Origin of the sequence: Agriterribacter humi (assembly GCF_009192765.1) — a bacterium.
Classification (GTDB): Bacteria; Bacteroidota; Bacteroidia; order Chitinophagales; family Chitinophagaceae; genus Agriterribacter; species Agriterribacter humi.
This window is the reverse complement of record NZ_VOHQ01000012.1, coordinates 89,547-108,039: the sequence shown is the minus strand read 5'-3', so window position 1 is coordinate 108,039 and position 18,493 is coordinate 89,547. Positions and strand designations below refer to the sequence as shown.

At 40.3% G+C, this 18,493-nt stretch carries 16 protein-coding genes, 1 tRNA gene and 1 pseudogene; 12 read left to right on the top strand and 6 right to left on the bottom strand.

What is annotated here, in order from left to right:
• The first annotated feature begins 66 nt into the window (after positions 1-66).
• Together FRX45_RS18290 and FRX45_RS18285 are read left to right on the top strand one after the other, a co-directional pair.
• Positions 67-504 (top strand): hypothetical protein, encoded by a 438-nt coding sequence (locus FRX45_RS18290; protein ID WP_152269912.1) that lies wholly within the window; start codon positions 67-69, stop codon positions 502-504.
• Positions 505-513: 9 nt separating this feature from the next.
• On the top strand, positions 514-1,800 hold the full coding sequence (locus FRX45_RS18285) for an anthranilate synthase component I family protein (RefSeq protein ID WP_226805448.1): 1,287 nt from the start codon (positions 514-516) through the stop codon (positions 1,798-1,800).
• A gap of 33 nt (positions 1,801-1,833) precedes the next feature.
• On the opposite strand, the gene FRX45_RS18280 is transcribed toward FRX45_RS18285, so the two are convergent.
• The 3 genes and pseudogenes from FRX45_RS18280 to FRX45_RS23880 all read right to left on the bottom strand — a co-directional run.
• On the bottom strand, positions 1,834-2,997 hold the full coding sequence (locus FRX45_RS18280) for a lytic transglycosylase domain-containing protein (protein ID WP_152269911.1): 1,164 nt from the start codon (positions 2,995-2,997) through the stop codon (positions 1,834-1,836).
• Between the two features lie 374 nt (positions 2,998-3,371).
• Positions 3,372-3,515 (bottom strand): sigma factor-like helix-turn-helix DNA-binding protein, encoded by a 144-nt coding sequence (locus FRX45_RS23885; protein WP_193311766.1) that lies wholly within the window; start codon positions 3,513-3,515, stop codon positions 3,372-3,374.
• A gap of 44 nt (positions 3,516-3,559) precedes the next feature.
• Positions 3,560-3,742, bottom strand: a pseudogene (locus tag FRX45_RS23880) (sigma factor); the annotation flags it as partial.
• A 220-nt stretch (positions 3,743-3,962) separates the two neighbouring features.
• On the opposite strand from FRX45_RS23880, the gene FRX45_RS18265 reads away from it, so the two are divergent.
• The 7 genes from FRX45_RS18265 (at position 3,963) to FRX45_RS18235 (ending at position 11,590) form a co-directional block, all read left to right on the top strand.
• Positions 3,963-4,036 (top strand) — tRNA-Ile (locus FRX45_RS18265).
• 186 nt (positions 4,037-4,222) lie between these two features.
• Entirely contained in the window at positions 4,223-7,003 is a 2,781-nt protein-coding gene (locus FRX45_RS18260; protein WP_226805447.1) for a type I restriction endonuclease subunit R, read from the top strand.
• 182 nt (positions 7,004-7,185) lie between these two features.
• On the top strand, positions 7,186-7,563 hold the full coding sequence (locus tag FRX45_RS18255; protein WP_152269983.1) for a GxxExxY protein: 378 nt from the start codon (positions 7,186-7,188) through the stop codon (positions 7,561-7,563).
• Between the two features lie 163 nt (positions 7,564-7,726).
• Entirely contained in the window at positions 7,727-8,602 is an 876-nt protein-coding gene (locus tag FRX45_RS18250; protein ID WP_152269909.1) for a DUF3800 domain-containing protein, read from the top strand.
• A 241-nt stretch (positions 8,603-8,843) separates the two neighbouring features.
• Positions 8,844-10,202 (top strand): restriction endonuclease subunit S, encoded by a 1,359-nt coding sequence (locus FRX45_RS18245; protein ID WP_152269908.1) that lies wholly within the window; start codon positions 8,844-8,846, stop codon positions 10,200-10,202.
• Between the two features lies 1 nt (position 10,203).
• The gene (locus tag FRX45_RS18240; RefSeq protein ID WP_152269907.1) at positions 10,204-11,208 is read left to right on the top strand and encodes a hypothetical protein; all 1,005 of its coding nucleotides are present in this window, start codon (positions 10,204-10,206) and stop codon (positions 11,206-11,208) included.
• Entirely contained in the window at positions 11,189-11,590 is a 402-nt protein-coding gene (locus tag FRX45_RS18235; protein WP_226805446.1) for an SAM-dependent methyltransferase, read from the top strand. Before FRX45_RS18240 ends, FRX45_RS18235 begins: the two co-directional genes overlap by 20 nt.
• Before the next feature lie 68 nt (positions 11,591-11,658).
• On the opposite strand, the gene FRX45_RS18230 is transcribed toward FRX45_RS18235, so the two are convergent.
• Positions 11,659-13,311, bottom strand: a complete 1,653-nt coding sequence (locus FRX45_RS18230) for a M28 family metallopeptidase (RefSeq protein ID WP_152269906.1) — start codon at positions 13,309-13,311, stop codon at positions 11,659-11,661.
• A 297-nt stretch (positions 13,312-13,608) separates the two neighbouring features.
• Here FRX45_RS18230 and FRX45_RS18225 point away from each other — a divergent pair, with 297 nt between their 5' ends.
• The 3 genes from FRX45_RS18225 (at position 13,609) to FRX45_RS18215 (ending at position 15,981) form a co-directional block, all read left to right on the top strand.
• Positions 13,609-14,331: an outer membrane beta-barrel protein gene (locus FRX45_RS18225; protein ID WP_152269905.1), complete on the top strand. Its 723-nt coding sequence runs from the start codon at positions 13,609-13,611 to the stop codon at positions 14,329-14,331.
• Positions 14,332-14,428: 97 nt separating this feature from the next.
• Positions 14,429-15,622: a GTPase HflX gene (gene hflX / locus FRX45_RS18220; protein ID WP_152269904.1), complete on the top strand. Its 1,194-nt coding sequence runs from the start codon at positions 14,429-14,431 to the stop codon at positions 15,620-15,622.
• Positions 15,623-15,645: 23 nt separating this feature from the next.
• Positions 15,646-15,981 (top strand): Rieske (2Fe-2S) protein, encoded by a 336-nt coding sequence (locus FRX45_RS18215; RefSeq protein WP_152269903.1) that lies wholly within the window; start codon positions 15,646-15,648, stop codon positions 15,979-15,981.
• A gap of 83 nt (positions 15,982-16,064) precedes the next feature.
• Here the strand turns inward: FRX45_RS18215 and FRX45_RS18210 are convergent, their stop codons facing one another.
• Both FRX45_RS18210 and FRX45_RS18205 read right to left on the bottom strand, forming a co-directional pair.
• Positions 16,065-16,877, bottom strand: coding sequence for a carboxypeptidase-like regulatory domain-containing protein (locus FRX45_RS18210; protein WP_152269902.1), 813 nt, complete (start codon positions 16,875-16,877; stop codon positions 16,065-16,067).
• The gene (locus FRX45_RS18205) at positions 16,816-18,297 is read right to left on the bottom strand and encodes a xylulokinase (protein WP_152269901.1); all 1,482 of its coding nucleotides are present in this window, start codon (positions 18,295-18,297) and stop codon (positions 16,816-16,818) included. Before FRX45_RS18205 ends, FRX45_RS18210 begins: the two co-directional genes overlap by 62 nt.
• Positions 18,298-18,493 lie beyond the last annotated feature (196 nt).

The window sequence follows — 18,493 nt, the reverse complement described above, 5'->3', positions numbered from 1 at the left end:
ATTTTTGAAATTATTTGGCTATCTCAAAATCTCGTAGAAATTTTACGTTGTTAATTTAGTCAAGCTATGGCAAAATCTGAAAGAGAAAAAAAACCTGCTGGTAAGGGAACTTCTGCTAATAATGGCAAAGCAAAGCCCTTAAAAACATCATCCAAATCAAAAAAGAAAGAAGATGAAGAGGATGAGGATGATGATTTGGAATTCGAAGAGAAACCTTCTGTAAAAGGGAAATCTGCGTCTGCCTCTAAATCTTCAAAAGGTGAGGATGAAGAAGATGATGAGGATGTTGAAGATGTAAAAGATGACTGGGAAAAAGTGGATGAAGATGACAATTGGGATCCCGATTTCGACGAGTTTGATATACCCAAATCAAAAGTAAAGAAAGCAGGAGGGAAGAAGGGGAAAGAAGACGATGATGATCTGGGTATTGATGATGAGTTTAAGGATATGGGGTTGTTTGATGATGGAGGACGTGGATTTGATGACGATGACGATGACTTTTAATTGCATAGAGTGAAAAGAACTTTTTGTTCCTTTCCTGTTCATGATTTTTTACAAGTTAAAGAGCAGATGCTGAGTTGGGCCAACCAGTTCAGCATCTGTTGTTTTTTAGATGATCATCAATACCATTTGCCGGAACATAGTTTTGAATGTATACTGGCAGTTAATGCGCAAAGCATTCTTCGCACCGGTCCTCACAATGCGTTTGAGCTGCTTCAAACGTTTATTGATCAAAATAACGACTGGTGCTTCGGACACCTGGGATATGATCTCAAGAACGGGATCGAGGCACTGCATTCCAATAATGCAGACCTGGTAAAATTTGATGATCTTTTCTTTTTTATTCCCGAAATAATTTTAATACTTCGCGGCAACGAATTACGAATAGGGATGAAAGCCTCTGGGCATGAGGCTATAGCCAATGCCGTTTTTAATGCTAAACCCGTTCTTAGCAGCACCCCTTTGCATATTGAAGTAAAAACAAGATTTACCCGTGCTGCTTATATTGATACCGTTCATAAGCTGCAGCAACACATACTGCGGGGTGATTGTTATGAAATTAATTTTTGCCAGGAATTTTATAATGAAAACGCGGTAATTGATCCGCTGCAGGTATACAGGTCGCTAAGCAATGAATCACCCAACCCCTTTTCCTGTTACTATAAGCTGGAAGATAAATACCTGCTTTGTGCCAGTCCTGAACGCTACCTGCGCAAAAGTGGGAATAAGGTAATGTCGCAGCCTATAAAAGGTACAATACGACGAAATAGCAATAATGAAGGGGCGGATATGTTAAATAAGGAAGCATTACAGCACAGCGCAAAAGAACGTTCAGAGAATATAATGATCGTTGACCTGGTAAGAAATGACCTGGCAAAAGTTTGCATAGAGGGTAGTGTGAAGGTGGATGAATTGATGGGTATATATGCTTTTCCGCAGGTGTATCAAATGATCTCTACCATAAGCGGTGAAGTAGAAAGCAAAACTCCTGTTGCAGAGTTATTAAAGGCAACTTTTCCAATGGGAAGCATGACAGGCGCTCCCAAAAAACGGGTGATGCAATTGATTGAGCAATACGAGAGAAGCAAACGGGGCCTATTTTCAGGGGCGATGGGTTATATTTCGCCAGAAAAGAATATGGACTTTAATGTAGTGATCAGGAGTATATTATATAACGCATCAAGCCGGTATCTCTCTTTTCAAGCCGGTTCTGCCATTACTTATTACAGTAACGCTGAGGCTGAGTATGAAGAATGTTTGCTGAAAGCAGCGGCCATAAAAAAAGTGCTGAATATATAAATTCAGCACTTTTCTTTATTAAGATAATCCCCTTTATTTCTTTTTAATGGTTCTATCTGTGCCTGTAGACATAATAGCCTTTGTTTTAGGAAGGTGGATAGCTTCCGGATAGTTACTGCGGTCATTACTGAAAACAGTATTGTTACCAGCCAGCATCATTTCAATGCATTCATTTAAGATGTCTTCGCGTTTTTCGTTGAATTTCTCCATTTTATCCTTAGGCAATCTCATGTCGTAACCATTGGTCACTACTCCGTCATCAAAACCGGGATTGTACATGCTGAATTCAGCTACTTCCATGCCCAGGTTTTTTGCCACTGTAGCTGCATTGAATTTTCCGTTAAGATATAATACTGTTGATTGATTCAGATTTTCAGCCGTGAGTTTTTCCATGTTCATTAAAGGAACCCGCTCTTCATCCTGTTTTTCTAAAATGTACCGGGCAGCTACAAATTTTTTAACATGCGCTCTTGATTCGGCAGGTAAATAGTACTGTAATTTCCAGAAATCGCGGCTATGGCTTTTTTTGATGGCGCTTTCTACTCTTGAAGCTCCGCCGTTATAGGCTGCAATAACCAGCAGCCAGTCGTCAAATTGCTTGTATAAAATTTTGAGATATTTTGCGGCGGCGTTTGTGCTTTTTGTGAGATCGCGTCTTTCATCCCTGTGGCGATTGATGGTTAAACCCATCAGCCTGCCTGTGGGGGCCATGAATTGCCAGGGTCCTACAGCTCCCTTGCGGGATACTGCACCATTGAACATTTCAGATTCAATAAGGGCAAGGTATTTCAGATCTGTGGGAAGTTCATACCGGATCATTATCTTATCTATGAGCGCCAGTTGACGAACATATTTAGATGTGATCTTTTCGAGCCGTGCTTCATGCCTTTTTTCATAAGCCCTTACAAAAGATACAGACATGGGATGTAAACTGCTGTAAACGTTTTGCTTGGTTACTAAGCTTTTATCTGCAGCTATTACTTCAGGCGCCGTCTTTACTTCTTCTTTAGCAATAGCAGCAGCCTCAGTGTTTTTAGAAGGAGAGCTAACTGCCGCTGCCACAACTATTTCTGTAGTGGCGATGCTGGTATCATTTTTCTGGGGTGTAGAATTGCCATGTACTTCTTTAGCTATAGAAGCTAAGGAGATACATAAAACAAGTGCAAAACAACCAAAACCTTTTAATAACATATTCATATAAACTCAATTTTTTGGTTTTCTCCCGGTTTGCAATAATGGTTCCAAAAAGGGAGGGTACAAAATAATTGGTTGATTCACAGGGGGTTAATGAATTCTTAAAGTTTCGTGAAGTTAAATCAGAGGTATTGGAGGAGTGGAAATCAAAAGTACTCCTTCAAAATGGATTGACATAGCTTTAAGCCAAAACTATGCCATGATTTATGGTAAAAACCATAGAATCAGCTTCAAAATTGCGCCGTATTGGCGCAATTCGGAAGTTATGACATGTAAAGATAGATCCAGAATTGAGTTTTAAAGTGATTTTACTCCTGAGGAAACGGACCTGTGTATATCGAACCCGATAGCCGACCCGATTTTTTTTAAGGCAAGTGTCATCTGGTTTTCAATGGTTTTAGGGAAAGATTCAATAATTCAGCAGCCTCCCTGTATTGTAGTCCTTCTTCTTTAATCAACTTAAAAATGAGACTACATCTTGCAGGCAGGCTTTGAACGGCCTCATGAATTTTGCGTATCATTTCGGCGGCGATCATTAATTGCTCAGGGTTGAAAAAAACACTGTTTAATTCAACCCGGCAATCATCCGGCAGCAAATTTCACGGCCCTTTTGCTTTTTCAGGTAATTGAGTGCGGTATTGCGGGTGATGGTAAAAAGGTAAAATTTCAGGTTTGTGATGGTATGGAGCGATTTGCCTTTCTCCCATATTTTAATAAATACATCAGATAGAGCCTCTTCCGAAAGTTGCTTCGATCTGAGAGGATAAGATAAATCTTAAATATGCTGCCTGAAGAAAAATTATTCCGAATGATGTTTTTTTCTACCTTTGCACACCATAAAATAAAAAAGCCGGGGTTGAAGAGCAAAAAGTTTTTATTTTGATAGGGGCAACAATCGGCTCTGGCGGTTTGCTAAAATAAAGTTCTTAGTTTAAAATAATTAATAATATTTCTTCTTTGAGGAGAAAGGACCCTTAGCTCAGCCGGTTAGAGCATCTGACTCATAATCAGAGGGTCGCTGGTTCGAGCCCAGCAGGGTCCACTCAATTATTTACAAGGTCGCGATGTGCGACCTTTTGTATTTTCAGATCTCCTTGCTGCACGCCTACATCCATGTAATTCAGCCTCTTACTGTATAAGGCAATTGTAATAACAATACTTTTTTGTAAGTTGTATTGCCAATTGGCTCATTCATTTCATTTTTATATTGCAATCTAATCCCCTGCCATTGAACCAAAATCCCGAACAGATAGCCCGAGATAAGATAGACACTGCATTAACGGAAAGCGGCTGGATTATTCAGCATAAAGCCCGCATTAACCTTTTAGCCGGTAGTGGAATTGCAGTAAGAGAATACCAAACCGACATTGGTCCTGCCGACTATGTGTTGTTTTTGGATAAAAAGCCGGTTGGTATCGTAGAGGCAAAACGTGCAGAAGAAGGCGTACACCTTATCATGCATGAAGAACAGTCTGAAGCCTATGCGGCTGCCAAATTAAAGTTCCTTGATAATCAGAAACTGCCTTTTGTATACGAAAGTACCGGTGAATTAACGCGTTTTACCGATTACCGTGATCCCAAACCACGTTCCAGAACAGTGTTTACTTTTCATCGCCCTGAAACGTTTCGTGAGTGGTTGATGCAGGAAAAATCGCAGCGGGCCAGGTTGCTGAATTTACCGGCACTGCCGGAGGAGGGTTTGCGGCACTGTCAGGTTACTGCAATCAACAACCTGGAAAAATCTTTCAGAAGCAATCATCCCAAGGCTTTAATACAGATGGCCACGGGATCGGGCAAAACTTTTACGGCCATTACATTTATATACCGCTTGCTAAAATTTGCCAAAGCCAAAAGAATATTATTCCTTGTTGATACAAAAAATTTGGGTGAACAGGCCGAACAGGAATTCATGAGCTATGTTCCCAATGATGACAACAGGAAGTTTACGGAACTGTATGCCGTTACACGGTTGAAAAGCAGTTTTATCCCCGCCGATAACCAGGTGTACATTTCTACCATCCAGCGGATGTACGCTATTTTAAAAGGCACAGAGATGGACGAAGGCGCCGAGGAACAAAACCCCAATGAACGTTTTCAACCCAAAGAACCGCTGCCGGTTGTGTACAACGAAAAAGTGCCTGTTGAGTTTTTTGATTTCATCGTAATAGATGAATGCCACCGCAGCATTTATAATTTATGGAAACAGGTGTTCGACTATTTTGATGTGTTCCAGGTAGGGTTAACCGCAACGCCAGACAATCGCACCTTTGGTTACTTCAATAAGAATATTGTTAGTGATTACGGTTACGAAAAGGCGGTGATAGATGGCGTGTTGGTTCCCTATAACGTTTTTACCATCGAAACAAAGATCACCAAAGAAGGAAGCAAAATACGGATGGGGGAAAAGGTAGACAAACGGGAACGCCTCACCCGGAAAAAATTCTGGGAGAGTGTAGATGAAGACATTGAGTATAGCGGCAGGCAGTTAGACAAAGACATCGTGAACCTTAGTACCATACGTACAATCGTTCGTGCTATAAAAGACAGCCTGCCTTCTGTTTTTCCCGACAGAACCGATAAGGATGGGAAATTTGAAGTGCCCAAAACCCTGATATTCGCGAAAACCGATTCGCATGCCGAAGACATCATTGAGATAGTGCGGGAAGAATTTGCCGAAGAAAATAAGTTCTGTAAAAAGATAACTTACCGCAGCACTGAAGATCCCAAAACAGTGCTCAGCCAGTTCCGGAATGATTATTATCCACGCATTGCCGTAACAGTAGACATGATTGCCACCGGCACGGATATACGTCCCCTGGAAGTGCTGGTATTTATGCGGGACGTAAAAAGCCGGAGTTATTACGAGCAGATGAAGGGACGCGGCACACGTACCTGTTCGCTTGAACAACTGAGAGCCACCGGAACGCCATCTGCCAGGTTCACCAAAGATCATTTTGTGATCATTGATGCCATAGGCGTTGAGCAATCGCAGAAAACAGACAGCCGCCCGCTGGAGAAGAAGCCGGGTATGAGCCTGAAAGACCTGTTACAGCATGTAGCTATTGGCAATACAGGTGAAGATATCCTGACAACATTGGCCAACCGCCTGATCCGCCTTGACAAGCAGATTGACGAAAAAGAAAAATTACATTTTGCCGAACATGCTAATGGACAAACTATCAATCATGTGGTGAAGCAGTTGCTGAATGCCTATGACCCGGATACGGTAGAAGGCATAAGGAAAAAGGTAGAAGGCGGGAACCCGGATATATCTCCTAATGAACTGGATGCAAAATTCAGGGCGCAACATACACAAATCATTGAACAGGCGGTTGCCGCATTCAACAACCCGGAGCTAAGGGATTATATTGTGGATGTTCGCAAAAAATACAACCAGGTGATGGATACGGTTAATATTGACGATGTAACCAAGCTGGGCTGGGTAAAAGACCAGGAAGCGGCTGCGGAACTTACCATCAGCAATTTTACCGCATGGATTGAAGCGCATAAGGATGAAATTACCGCCCTGCAGATTTTTTACAGCCAGCCTTACCGGCGGCGGGAACTCACCTACAGCATGATCAAAGACCTGTACGAAAAAATAAAAACAGAACAACCGCTGCTGGCGCCTGCACATGTATGGAGGGCATACGAACAATTAAAAGAAACGAATGGCTCCGCCAAAAATGAGCTGATTGCCCTGGTAAGCCTTATCAGAAAAATAAGCGGTATTGATGAAAACTTGATTGGCTACGATAAAACGGTAGACAAAAACTTTCAGGCATGGGTATTTAAAAAACAAGCAGGCACCACCACCAAATTTACCGAAGAACAAATGGTATGGCTGCGAATGATAAAAGAATATGTAGCCAATAGTTTTCATATGGAGAAAGACGATTTTGAATTAGACCCGTTTAATAAGCAGGGAGGGTTAGGCAGGTTTTATCAACTGTTTAAGGAGGATTATGAAAAAATATTGGAAGAGTTGAATGAGGTGCTGGCAGCGTAAAATTGTCTGAATCAGAATTTACAGAATGATAAAATGAACAGAATGGAAAGGGATGAGCTGACATATAGAATAATAGGAGCTGCCATGAAAGTTCATAATACTTTAGAAAATGGATTTCAATCCAAAATATAATGTCTGAATCATAATTTATAGAATTATAAAATGAACAGAATGGAAAGTTGATGGTAAGGGATGAACTGACATATAGAATAATCGGCGCTGCCATGAAAGTTCATAATACTTTAGGAAATGGATTTCAGGAAGTAATTTATCAGCGCTGTCTTGCGATTGAGCTATCAAATGGAGGGTTATCATTTGGAAGGGAGGTAGAGCAGGTAATTTTTTACAATGGCACTGAGGTAGGAACAAGAAGAGCAGATTTTATAGTAGAAGGGAAAATAGTGGTAGAATTAAAAGCTGTTATTACTTTGGAAGATGTTCATTTGGCACAGGCTAAAAACTATGTAGTGGCCTACGATTTCGCAAAAGGGCTGTTAATCAACTTTGGAGCAAAGAGTCTTGAATATAAATTGGTTTTCAATCCAAAATATAATGTCTGAATTAGAATTTACAGAATTACAAAATGGGCAGAATTGATAGTACATAGTAATTGCACATTCTGCTTATTCTAAAATTTTAAAAATTCTGATTCAGACATTTGTGGCAATTATTTGGCGACAAAACCGATAAAATTATTAATGAATTAAATCAGGCATTATCTGCGTGACAAAAAAGAATAAAAATATAAAACCCAATCATCGCTTTTTAGACGAAGCCGGAGATACTGCCTTTTATGGTAAAGGAAAAACAAGTATAATAGGAGTTGATGGAGTAAGTAAATCTTTTATCATCGGCATGGCAAAATTTAGACAACCGCTTACTGAAATAAGAAATACCATTCATACGCTACAGAATGAAGTAGCAACCAATCCCTATTTTGATGTTGTATCTGTGAGGAAGAAGAAAGCATCGAAAGGTTATTTCTTTCACGCCACAGATGACTTACCCGAGGTAAGAAAACTATTTATGGATTTTATTAAAAGTCTTGACTGTAGTTTTGAAGCGGTAGTTGGCAGGAAATCTATAGAACGGTATGAAACAGTGCATAAAGGAAAAGAACAATATTTTTATGCAGACCTTCTCTCGCATCTTTTGAAAAATAAACTTAACAAAACTGGCGGCGAGAAACTTATTCTTCATGTTGCAGAAAGAGGAAAAAGTACCAAAAATCAAAACCTGGAGTTGGCTTTGGAAAAAGCAAAAGAACGATTAGCAAATAGTATTAATTTCAAAAGTATCAAAGAGGATCAGGACGGTACATCGTATGATCCAATAAATCGGAAGGATATTATTTCAAATATTGTTTTTAATGTAACACAACAAATACAAGAACCGCTCTTAAATGTGTCAGACTATTTCTGCTGGGCGGTTCAAAATGTTTTTGAAAAAGGGGAACTTCGCTATTATAATTATTTGAAGGAAAAGATATCTGTAGTGATTGATTTGTACGATTCAGAAAAAATCGCCGGTTGGAAAAACTATTATGGGCCTAAGAATCCTTTAACTGCCGAAAATAAAATAAGCCCACCATTGCACTAATCCTTCACTTTGTGAAGGAAACGGCGTGGAGCCGACGTTCATGCAGAGCAGACTTAATACAAATATAGGATAATTTAAAAGCAAATCACAACTATAAACCAAAACAAAGGTGCAGGAACATAATGAAGCGAAGCAAAAACTCTCCTTGTTTACAAAAACAGAACCTATTTTTAAACTATTAGTAATCAATTATTTGTCACTTATTTAAGAGAAGGATTAAAGAAAACTAGCAGCTGGAATCATGATACAAGACCAAAATATAAAGCAATTGCCAAAAGGTTGGAAATGGGTGAAGGTTGGTGAATATGTAATTTCTGTAAAAGGAAAAAAGCCAAAGCGTATCTCAAAGGAAAAGACAAAAGAATGTTCAATTCCATATGTGAATATCAAGGCGTTTGAGAAAGAAGTTATTGATGAATATACTGACGGGGTTGGCTGTGCTTTATGTGAAGATGGAGATTTCTTAATGGTTTGGGATGGTTCCCGTTCCGGATATGTTGGCAAAGCAATAAAAGGTGCATTAGGTAGCACTTTAGTTAAGCTGAATTTTCCGGACATGCATAATAACTATGCTTATTATTTCTTACAATCAAAATATCTTGATATAAACACAAGGGCAAAAGGTGTTGGTATTCCCCATGTTGACCCAAACATACTTTGGAATTATGATTTATTGATTCCCCCCAAACCCACCCAACAAGCCATTGTTTCCAAAATAGAAGAACTCTTTAGTGAATTAGACAAAGGCATAGAACAGTTAAAAACCGCGCAGCAACAACTAAAAACTTACCGCCAGGCGGTGTTGAAATGGGCGTTTGAGGGAAAGCTAACAGAGCAATGGAGAAATGAAAAACAGAATTCAATAAAGGGAGAGGAATTTGTAAAACAGTTAAGCGTTGAAAAAGAAAAGCAACAAAAATTAAAAAAAATAAAGTCGAAACCAATACCATCTATTGAAGATGAAGAGTTGTCGAAATTGCCAAAATTGCCTGGCGAATTTTCTTGGGTTAGGCTTGGTGACTTATTATGGTCAGTTAAGGATGGGCCACATTATAGTCCAAAATATCAGGCTATAGGAATACCATTTATTTCTGGCGGCAATATTAGACCTACAGGAATTGATTTTAGTGGTTCAAAATTTATATCAGAAGAACTGCACAATGCACTATCACAAAGATGCAAGCCTGAGAAAGGTGATGTTCTTTACACAAAAGGTGGAACAACTGGTATAGCAAGAGTAAATACTTACGATATTGAATTTAATGTTTGGGTGCATGTTGCAGTATTAAAAACATTAAAATCTGTAAATCCATTTTATTTGGAGCATGTCTTGAATTCTACACATTGCTATAAGCAATCTCAGAAATATACTCATGGTGTCGGCAATCAGGATCTAGGATTAACTCGAATGATATTAATAACTCTTCCTGTTTGTTCATTCGAAGAGCAAGCTGTAATTGTTGAAGCCATCGAAAGCCGCCTCAGCGTAGCCGATAAAATGAAAGAAAGCATTACCGAAAGCCTGCAACAGGCCGAGGCATTAAGGCAAAGTATTTTAAAAAAGGCGTTTGAAGGAAAACTTATAAATCAATTGAAATAAAATGTTTCAAATTAAAATAAACAAGAGTGTCAAATTAGATGAGGTTGAACAACTATATACACAGTTGTACCAACACATCAAATTAGATATTGTCGTTGATGTGCTGTTACCTGTTGAACTTGACAGCAGCTATATTGGTATAGTGCCAACTCTTTACCAATTTGTTTTTACTTGGATGCGATATGAAAAATCGGGAAAACTATTAATAGATATTTCTAACCCCGAAGCAACTGACTATGAAGAGTTATATGAAAACGAATTAATTTTTCCATTAGTCAGTTTAGTTTGGAATGAGAACGAAGTTTTTGATAAGACAGGAAAGATTAACCTTAGAAAGTATTTGAAAAGCTACAACACTATCTATTTTGATAGAATGAAAGCAGTTAATGCCCAAAAGAATTGGAAGCTGTTACTTACAAATTTTGACCATTTATCAGAAGACCGTGGAATCTTACCATGCTTTGAAATAAATGGAGTATTCACGGCCAACGAAACTACATTATCAAATAATTTAAAAGGAGGAATTCAACAACTTCTTGGTTATTCAAAAGATGCTCAAAATTCATACGATGAAATTAAAGTTCATTTAATGGGTATTGTTTACGAATTAATGAAAAACACTTTTGAATGGGGTAACAAAGACGAAAATAATGTTCCGTTAGACCCAAGTTTGAGAGGTCTTTTAATCAAGTTTTATAAGAAGAAGAGAAGAAAATTAGTTGAAGAATTTAAAATCCATAAGGGACTTACAACATATTTTAAAAGCGATGTTTTAAAAGAGAATTCTTTATCAGAGATATATTTTTTGGAGATTGATGTATTTGATAGTGGAGTTGGATTTGTAAAAAAATATAAATCGCTTAACCCTTCAGAAAAATTATCGGATATAGACATAATCAAGAAATGCTTGATTAAGCATAACACTTCAGCCAAAGGATTAGAAAAAGGCGATAAAGGGATTGGCTTGGATAGAATCTTAACCATACTTGAATGTGCTGTTCTTTGATGGCAAGCCGTCCAGTAAAAACCCATGGACAAAAGAAGTATGGGTATACGACTATCGCACCAATATCCATCACACCTTAAAAAAGAATCCGCTGAAACTGGAAGACCTGCAGGATTTCATTAACTGTTATAACCCAACCAACAGGCATAAACGAAAACAAACATGGAGTGGAACCGATACTGACGGACGCTGGAGAAAATTTACCTATGATGAGATCATCGCCAGGGATAAAACCAGTTTGGATATCACCTGGTTAAAAGATAAATCACTGGCCGATTTGGATAATCTGCCTGATCCGGATGAGTTGGCGGAGGAGATTGTTGAAAACCTGGAGGCGGGAATAGAAAGCTTCAGAACTATTATTGCAGCGCTGAAAAAATAGAGCCGGTTTAATTAACATTCCAAAGCAATTCCTTTTTTTAATGTTATTATAATACCACAAACTAAAACTTATTCCCCTTTCTCCCTGATCGTCTTAAACTCCGAACCCGTTTTCCATTGCGGCCAGTTTTGTCCATACGCGAGGCGGCGCCCAACGCGAAACAGCAGTTGAAGATCGTCAATAGCGCCATCTAATTTCCAGGTGGCGGTATCATATTCATCGGAGGGGCGATGGTAATGTTTTTCAGTATATTCCTCATCCATTTTTTTGCCATACCCACTTTCTTTTCCAATAACATCAATACCGCTGCCGACATATAAAGCCGGGATGCCTGCTTTGGCAAAATTGAAATGGTCGGAGCGATAGTAATAGCCCGCTTCGGGATGCACTTCGGGCGTAATAACACGGTTCACTTTGGCGGCTTCTTGCCGCAGGTAATTTTCCAGTTCCGATTGTCCCTGTCCTACTATAATCACATCCTTTGTTTTACCATACCAGTTCAACCCATCCATATTGATATTGGCTACGGTTTTATTGGCCGGGTAAATAGGGTTTTGAGCGTAATAGGCCGAACCCCAAAGGCCCTGTTCCTCTGCGGTTACAGACAAAAAGACAATAGTCCGTTCAGGTTTTGTTGGCAAACTTTTAAATCCCCGCGCCAGTTCTAATAAGCCGGCTGTGGCGCTTGCATTGTCTAATGCACCATTGTAAACAGAGTCGCCGGTTTCATCGGGCGTTCCAATACCCAGGTGATCCCAGTGCGCTGTGTAAATGATGGTTTCGTCAGGATACTTGCTGCCTGTTATTTTGCCAATTACATTATTGGATTGATTGTAATTGGTTTTTACCTGTATGGAAGTTGATAATTTCAGGTTTAAAGCCGCGCCTTTAAAGTCCCTTATATCGGCACTGGCAAGTAATGCAGTGTCCTTACCGGCAGCAGTCAATAATTTTTGCGCTGCCGGCCCCGATATCCAGCCAATTACATCGCATATCTTTTCAACTTTTCCCCGCGGGTCTAAACGCAGGCGGGAGGTATTCCAGTTGTTCTGCACTACAGTAAACGGGTAGCTGGCTGCTTCGGTATTGTGAACAACTAAGCAGCCTTTGGCGCCCTGCCGGGCGGCTTCTTCAAATTTATACGTCCACCGGCCATAGTAGGTCATCGTTTTTCCTTTAAACAAGGACGTATCACCTGCGTTAAAACCGGGATCGTTCACCAGTACCATTACCACTTTCCCTTTTACATCTAATCCCTCATAATCATTCCAGTTATACTCCGGGGCTACCACGCCATAGCCCGCAAAAACAAGTTCATCATTATCAAGCGAAACGGCAGTATCTGTTTTGTCTGTCCATATCACATAATCATCCGGTCCTTTTAAAGTAAAATTTCCTTTGGCAGATTGTACCTGCATAGCTGGCGCAGCATGAGTAGTAATGTTCACCATCGGCACTTCCTGGAAATAACTTTCACCGTTGCCGGGTTCCAGCCCCGCGGCAATAAACTTTTCCTTTAAATATTGGATCGTTTTTGTTTCTCCTTCAGTAAATGGTTTTCGTCCTTCAAAATCATCATCCGAAAGTTCAGCGATATGCTTGCCCAAACTGTCGGCGCTGAAAGCGGCAAGACCATCCACTTCCTCAAAAACTGTTTTTTGGGGATTACAGGAGCCAAGTAATAATGCAATGGATACAACAATTAAAAAGGAGCGGTTCATAAAAGCGGAATTATATTAATGCGGCAAGTATAATAATTTTTTCAGACTATCAGGCGGCAGACTCTGTCTGATTGAGTTGTTATCATCCTTTTCTGCGCTTATTCATTTTTTAAAATCTACCCTAATATCAATATCTTGCGGGCGTTTTCCGGGGAAAGCCCCGATTCAACTCAACAGGCGCCGGTGTAATTCGTACTGGTTAACTGCTTTTACGGTTGAAGAAAATGTCTTTTATATTTGCTCTCTTTAACCTTTTATTAACCTGTTGCAGGATACATTTGTCACTCAATTTAATTTATGAAGCGTTTCTTACTGGTCATTTCACTATTAGTATGGGGTAATTTTTTATTGGCACAAACGGAAACAGATACGCTTTCCCGGCAAAAAAGCAGGAACAACAGCCAGCTTTCCGGCCGTGCTGCAGATCATTTTATGATCCAGATAGGCTATAATGGCTGGGGTGGAAGTCCTGATTCGCTTAATACAGGAGGTTTAAGCAGAACCTTTAACATGTATTTCATGTTTGATTTTCCCTTTAAATCAGATCCCCGGTTCAGTGCAGCTATAGGGGCAGGACTGGGTACCGACAATATGTTTTTTAAGGAAACTACAGTTGACCTGAGAAAATATCCCTTAAATTTTGCGCATGATACCATAAGCTCCTATAAAAAATATAAGATCGCTACAGGGTACCTGGAAGTTCCCGTAGAACTTCGGTTCGCCAGCAATCCAACCAGTTATAATAAATCATTTAAAGTGGCTCTGGGGGCTAAAGTGGGAACCATGATAGATGCGCACACCAAAGCTAAAATAACGCGCGACACGGAAGGATACGGCGGTTATACCCGGAAAATAAAGGACAAAAGAAATTTTAATACTACCCGCTTAGCCGGAACACTTCGTGTAGGATATGGTGTGTTTTCGATTTTTGGAACCTACCAGTTTAATGAATTCATCAGGGAAGGCGCCGGCCCAAATGTTAAGCCCTATTCTATCGGGCTAACGATAAGCGGGTTATAAATTTAATTTATTATATTTTTAAACGGAAGCGGATGTTAATAGTGACATCCGTTTTTTATTATGCATCATTTACCTTTGCGGTTCTAAATTTTAAGGATTGATAGATAAAAAGAGCAAATTTTTACAGGAAGAAAAAGCGGTGCTGGTGGGGCTGGTGCATAAGTTGCAAACGGAGCACCAGTTGAAGGAATACCTTGAAGAGCTGGCCTTTTTGGCTGAAACAGCCGGTGCAAAAGCAGTAAAAAAATTCTATCAGAAGCTCCCTCATCCTGATAGTAAAACATTTATAGGCAAAGGCAAGCTCGAAGAGATCAGGCAGTATATTGAAAAGAACGGCGATATACAGGTTGCCATTTTTGATGATGAACTTACCGGGTCGCAAATCTCCAATATTGAAAAAATATTGGAGATAAAAACGATAGACCGCAGCGATCTGATCCTGGATATTTTCGCCAATCGCGCTAAAACCGCCCAGGCCAAGGCCCAGGTTGAACTGGCGCAATATCAATACTTGCTACCGAGGTTAAGGGGTATGTGGAAGCATTTGGAAAGACTTGGCGGAGGTATAGGAACGAGAGGACCGGGGGAAACAGAAATTGAAACCGACCGGCGTATCGTGCGTGACAAGATATCGCTTTTGCGTAAAAAGCTGGTGGAGATAGACAAGCAGGCTTTTACGCAGCGGAAAGACCGGGGTGAATTCATCCGCGTTGCTTTGGTAGGCTATACCAATGTAGGGAAATCTACTATTATGAATGTACTGAGCAAGAGCGAGGTATTTGCTGAAAATAAGCTGTTTGCCACGTTGGATACCACTACCCGTAAAGTGGTTTTTGAAAATACACCTTTTTTGCTGAGCGATACCGTTGGATTTATCCGTAAGCTTCCGCATCACCTGGTAGAAAGCTTTAAAAGCACGCTGGATGAAGTGAAGGAGAGTGATGTGTTGTTGCACGTGGTAGATATTTCACACCCTCAGTATGAAGACCAGATGGCGGTGGTGAACAAAACACTTCAGGATCTGAAATGTTATGATAAGCCGGTCATTACCATCTTTAATAAAATGGATCTGTATGTAAAAAACACCTTTGATGAATGGCTGGATGAAGACACAAAAATGCAGTTATTAGAAGAGCTAAAACAAAGATGGATAAATGTAACACAGGGTAATTGCATTTTTATATCTGCTACTGAAAAGCAAAACATTGATGAATTGAGGAAGGTACTCACAGATAAGATCCGCGAATTGTATCGCATCCGGTATCCTTATAAAACTGAGTTTTTGTATTAAGGTTAAACACTGCATAGCAACACATGCCGGTCGAAAATAATAACTGGGTTAAGATAGCGGAAGATATCAGTGAGATTTATTTCGGCGCCAATAATATTGCAGAGAGAGAAGTTGGGGGAAAAAAAATATGCCTTGGGAAACTTAATGATATGGTTTTTGCCTTTGCTTCTGTGTGTCCGCATGCGGGCGGATTTTTAGCTGAAGGTTGCATTAATGCATCGGGACATATCGTATGCCCGGTACACAGCTATAAATTCAATATCCGTACGGGGTATAATGTAAGCGGGGAAGGGTACTATTTAAAACATTGGCCGGTGGCGATAAGAGCAGATGGTGTTTTTGTAGATATGGGTAAGTAGGGAGTTGCTCAAAAAATAAAAATGTTTACGAAGACGATCAATATAGCCACAAAGCGTTTTCCTGCGACTTTGGAGGCAAAAAATTAATAATTACTTCTTCTTTTTGGAGTTTTATATTCTTTAAAACATTCCAGGATATAAAGCCCTAATTCCGCATCACTCAGCATAACAACATACTCGTACTCAGGTCGGTAATATTTCATAAAACTGTCTAATTCCGGGCTTTCTAACCTGGTGAGTTTTCGTACAAACAGTTTGCTATAGCGGTAATCAATATATTTTTCCTGTTCTTCTTTTATCAGCCATCCCTGCAAAAATTTCATATTCCTGTTGCGGCGAAAGCGAAATACATTGATCAGTTCATTGATGTCAACGCCGGCCCCAGCTCCAACGCTGCCCGGCGACAAAGTAGAGATATGTAATCCGGGTTTGCGGTAATTAAACGCCTTTTCATATTCTCTCCGGTTTTGCAAAGAATCAAAGCGATAATTAGGCTTTCGAACGGTAACCCCGGGCAATTCAATCGCTGATATTTGTATGGAAATATCAAAAGCTGCGGGGTTTTGAACTGTTTTTACCGGGTATTTTGGGGTGCCTTTACCCAGGTAAGAGAACCATATAGAATCTGCCAGACTGACTTTAATGCTGTAAAAACCAAAGGAATCAGTTTGCGTTCCGTAACCCGAACTGGTAAGCACGCTCACTCCCGGCAGGGGATTTTTTTGTGTAATATCATAAACTGTGCCCTGTACCTCCTGCGCACGGATAAACAGCGGCAAAACAGCCAGCACGCAGGTTATAACGGAAACATATATACGATGATTGAGCCGTATACTATGATAAAGCTTTTTCCAGTAACCCCTTCCACCTTTCATATATACGCGTATATTCTTCATAATTGTTTTTAGGTTCTGCCAGGGCAACAGGCTTATACGTGCGGAATGCTTCCTGCGGTGTAGTGTAAATACCTGCGCCAATACCTGCGCCAATGGCAGCTCCCACTGCGCCATCATTTTCATATAGCTCTACCGGTGTGCCGGTAAAATTCACGAAAAGATCAGTAAATACTTCACTTAAGAACATATTGGCTTTTCCGGCACGGATAACAGAGGGGCGAAGCCCGTTTTCCTTCAGAATATCCAATCCATAACGAAAAGCGCAGGCAATGCCTTCCTGAGCAGCCCGAAATAAATGTGCTGGCTGATGCGTGGTTAACTGCAGATTACTGATCTGCGCACCCATCATTTTATTTTCGAGCATGCGCTCTGCTCCGTTGCCAAAGGGCAATATGGTAAGCCCGTTGCTTCCCAAAGGGATTTTTGCCGCCTGTTCATTTATTTGAGCGTACGATAAATTACTACCGGCCGCCTCTTTTACCCACCTGTTCATTATGCCGGTGCCATTAATGCAAAGTAATACGCCGATACTTTTTTGTGATGCACTGTGATTTACATGCGCAAAGCTATTTACTCTTGATTGCGGATCGCCTGTTAACTGATCACTAACGGCATATATCACTCCCGAAGTGCCTGCTGTGGCGGCTATTTCACCAGGCTGCATTACGTTTAACGACAACGCATTGTTGGGCTGGTCGCCGGCCTTATACGCCACCGGAATACCTGCTTTTAATCCCAATGTTGCTGCTACAGCTATTGTTACATTGCCGTGAACAGAAAATACGGGCTGCACCGTAGGTATGATATTTTCAGAAAATCCATAATAATTCATCACCTCCTTTGACAGGGCATTGGATTGAAAATCCCATAAAATGCCTTCTGATAATGCAGCAGGAGATGTGGTTATTTCCTGCGTTAACTGCATGGCAATATAATCGCCCGGCAACATCAGCTTGTCCACCTTTTCAAATACCGCAGGCTCGTGCTGTTTTACCCAGGCTAATTTTGATGCGGTAAAATTGCCGGGTGAATTCAGCAGAGATTGCTGGCAGTAGGAGGTTCCGATGGCTTCAAAAGCTTTATTACCTGTTTCAACAGCCCGGCTGTCGCACCAAATAATAGACGGTCTTAATACTTTTTTATCTTTATCAACAATTACCAGTCCATGCATTTGATAAGCGATCCCTATAGCCGCTACATCTTTGGGATCGTAAGTGCCGGAGGCATTGAGTTTTTGTATAGCCTGGCAGGTATACTGCCACCAGCTTTCGGGTTCCTGCTCCGCCCAGCCGGGATATTGCGAAATAATGGTAGCTTCAGTTTCAGGAAATTGGGCTGAGGCAACCAGTTTTGTATCGGCAGCATTAATTACAGATACCTTTATGGATGATGTGCCCACGTCAATGCCAAGAAGTAACATACAGTGAATGTTATTTGTTTATATTATAATCGGAACAAGATACTAAAAACATTGTTTGATTATGGTGGCATGCGATAATTGAATTATGTTTGGCTAAATGTTTTTGTTTCATTTACCCCGCTGTTGTCAAACGATTGTAATATACGCCGGGCATAAGCGTGAAGACTGTCTTTTAACGCAACTTTATCCCGGCCTC

Excerpts from the sequence above, each read along its gene's own strand:
- FRX45_RS18280 (WP_152269911.1), bottom strand. The coding sequence starts at position 2,997 with ATGAATATGTTATTAAAAGGTTTTGGTTGTTTTGCACTTGTTTTATGT.
- FRX45_RS18290 (WP_152269912.1), top strand. The coding sequence starts at position 67 with ATGGCAAAATCTGAAAGAGAAAAAAAACCTGCTGGTAAGGGAACTTCT.
- FRX45_RS18225 (WP_152269905.1), top strand. The coding sequence starts at position 13,609 with ATGAAGCGTTTCTTACTGGTCATTTCACTATTAGTATGGGGTAATTTT.
- FRX45_RS18205 (WP_152269901.1), bottom strand. The coding sequence starts at position 18,297 with ATGTTACTTCTTGGCATTGACGTGGGCACATCATCCATAAAGGTATCT.
- FRX45_RS23885 (WP_193311766.1), bottom strand. The coding sequence starts at position 3,515 with ATGATACGCAAAATTCATGAGGCCGTTCAAAGCCTGCCTGCAAGATGT.
- FRX45_RS18230 (WP_152269906.1), bottom strand. The coding sequence starts at position 13,311 with ATGAACCGCTCCTTTTTAATTGTTGTATCCATTGCATTATTACTTGGC.
- FRX45_RS18245 (WP_152269908.1), top strand. The coding sequence starts at position 8,844 with ATGATACAAGACCAAAATATAAAGCAATTGCCAAAAGGTTGGAAATGG.
- FRX45_RS18240 (WP_152269907.1), top strand. The coding sequence starts at position 10,204 with ATGTTTCAAATTAAAATAAACAAGAGTGTCAAATTAGATGAGGTTGAA.
- FRX45_RS18255 (WP_152269983.1), top strand. The coding sequence starts at position 7,186 with ATGGTAAGGGATGAACTGACATATAGAATAATCGGCGCTGCCATGAAA.
- FRX45_RS18215 (WP_152269903.1), top strand. The coding sequence starts at position 15,646 with ATGCCGGTCGAAAATAATAACTGGGTTAAGATAGCGGAAGATATCAGT.
- FRX45_RS18210 (WP_152269902.1), bottom strand. The coding sequence starts at position 16,877 with ATGAAGAATATACGCGTATATATGAAAGGTGGAAGGGGTTACTGGAAA.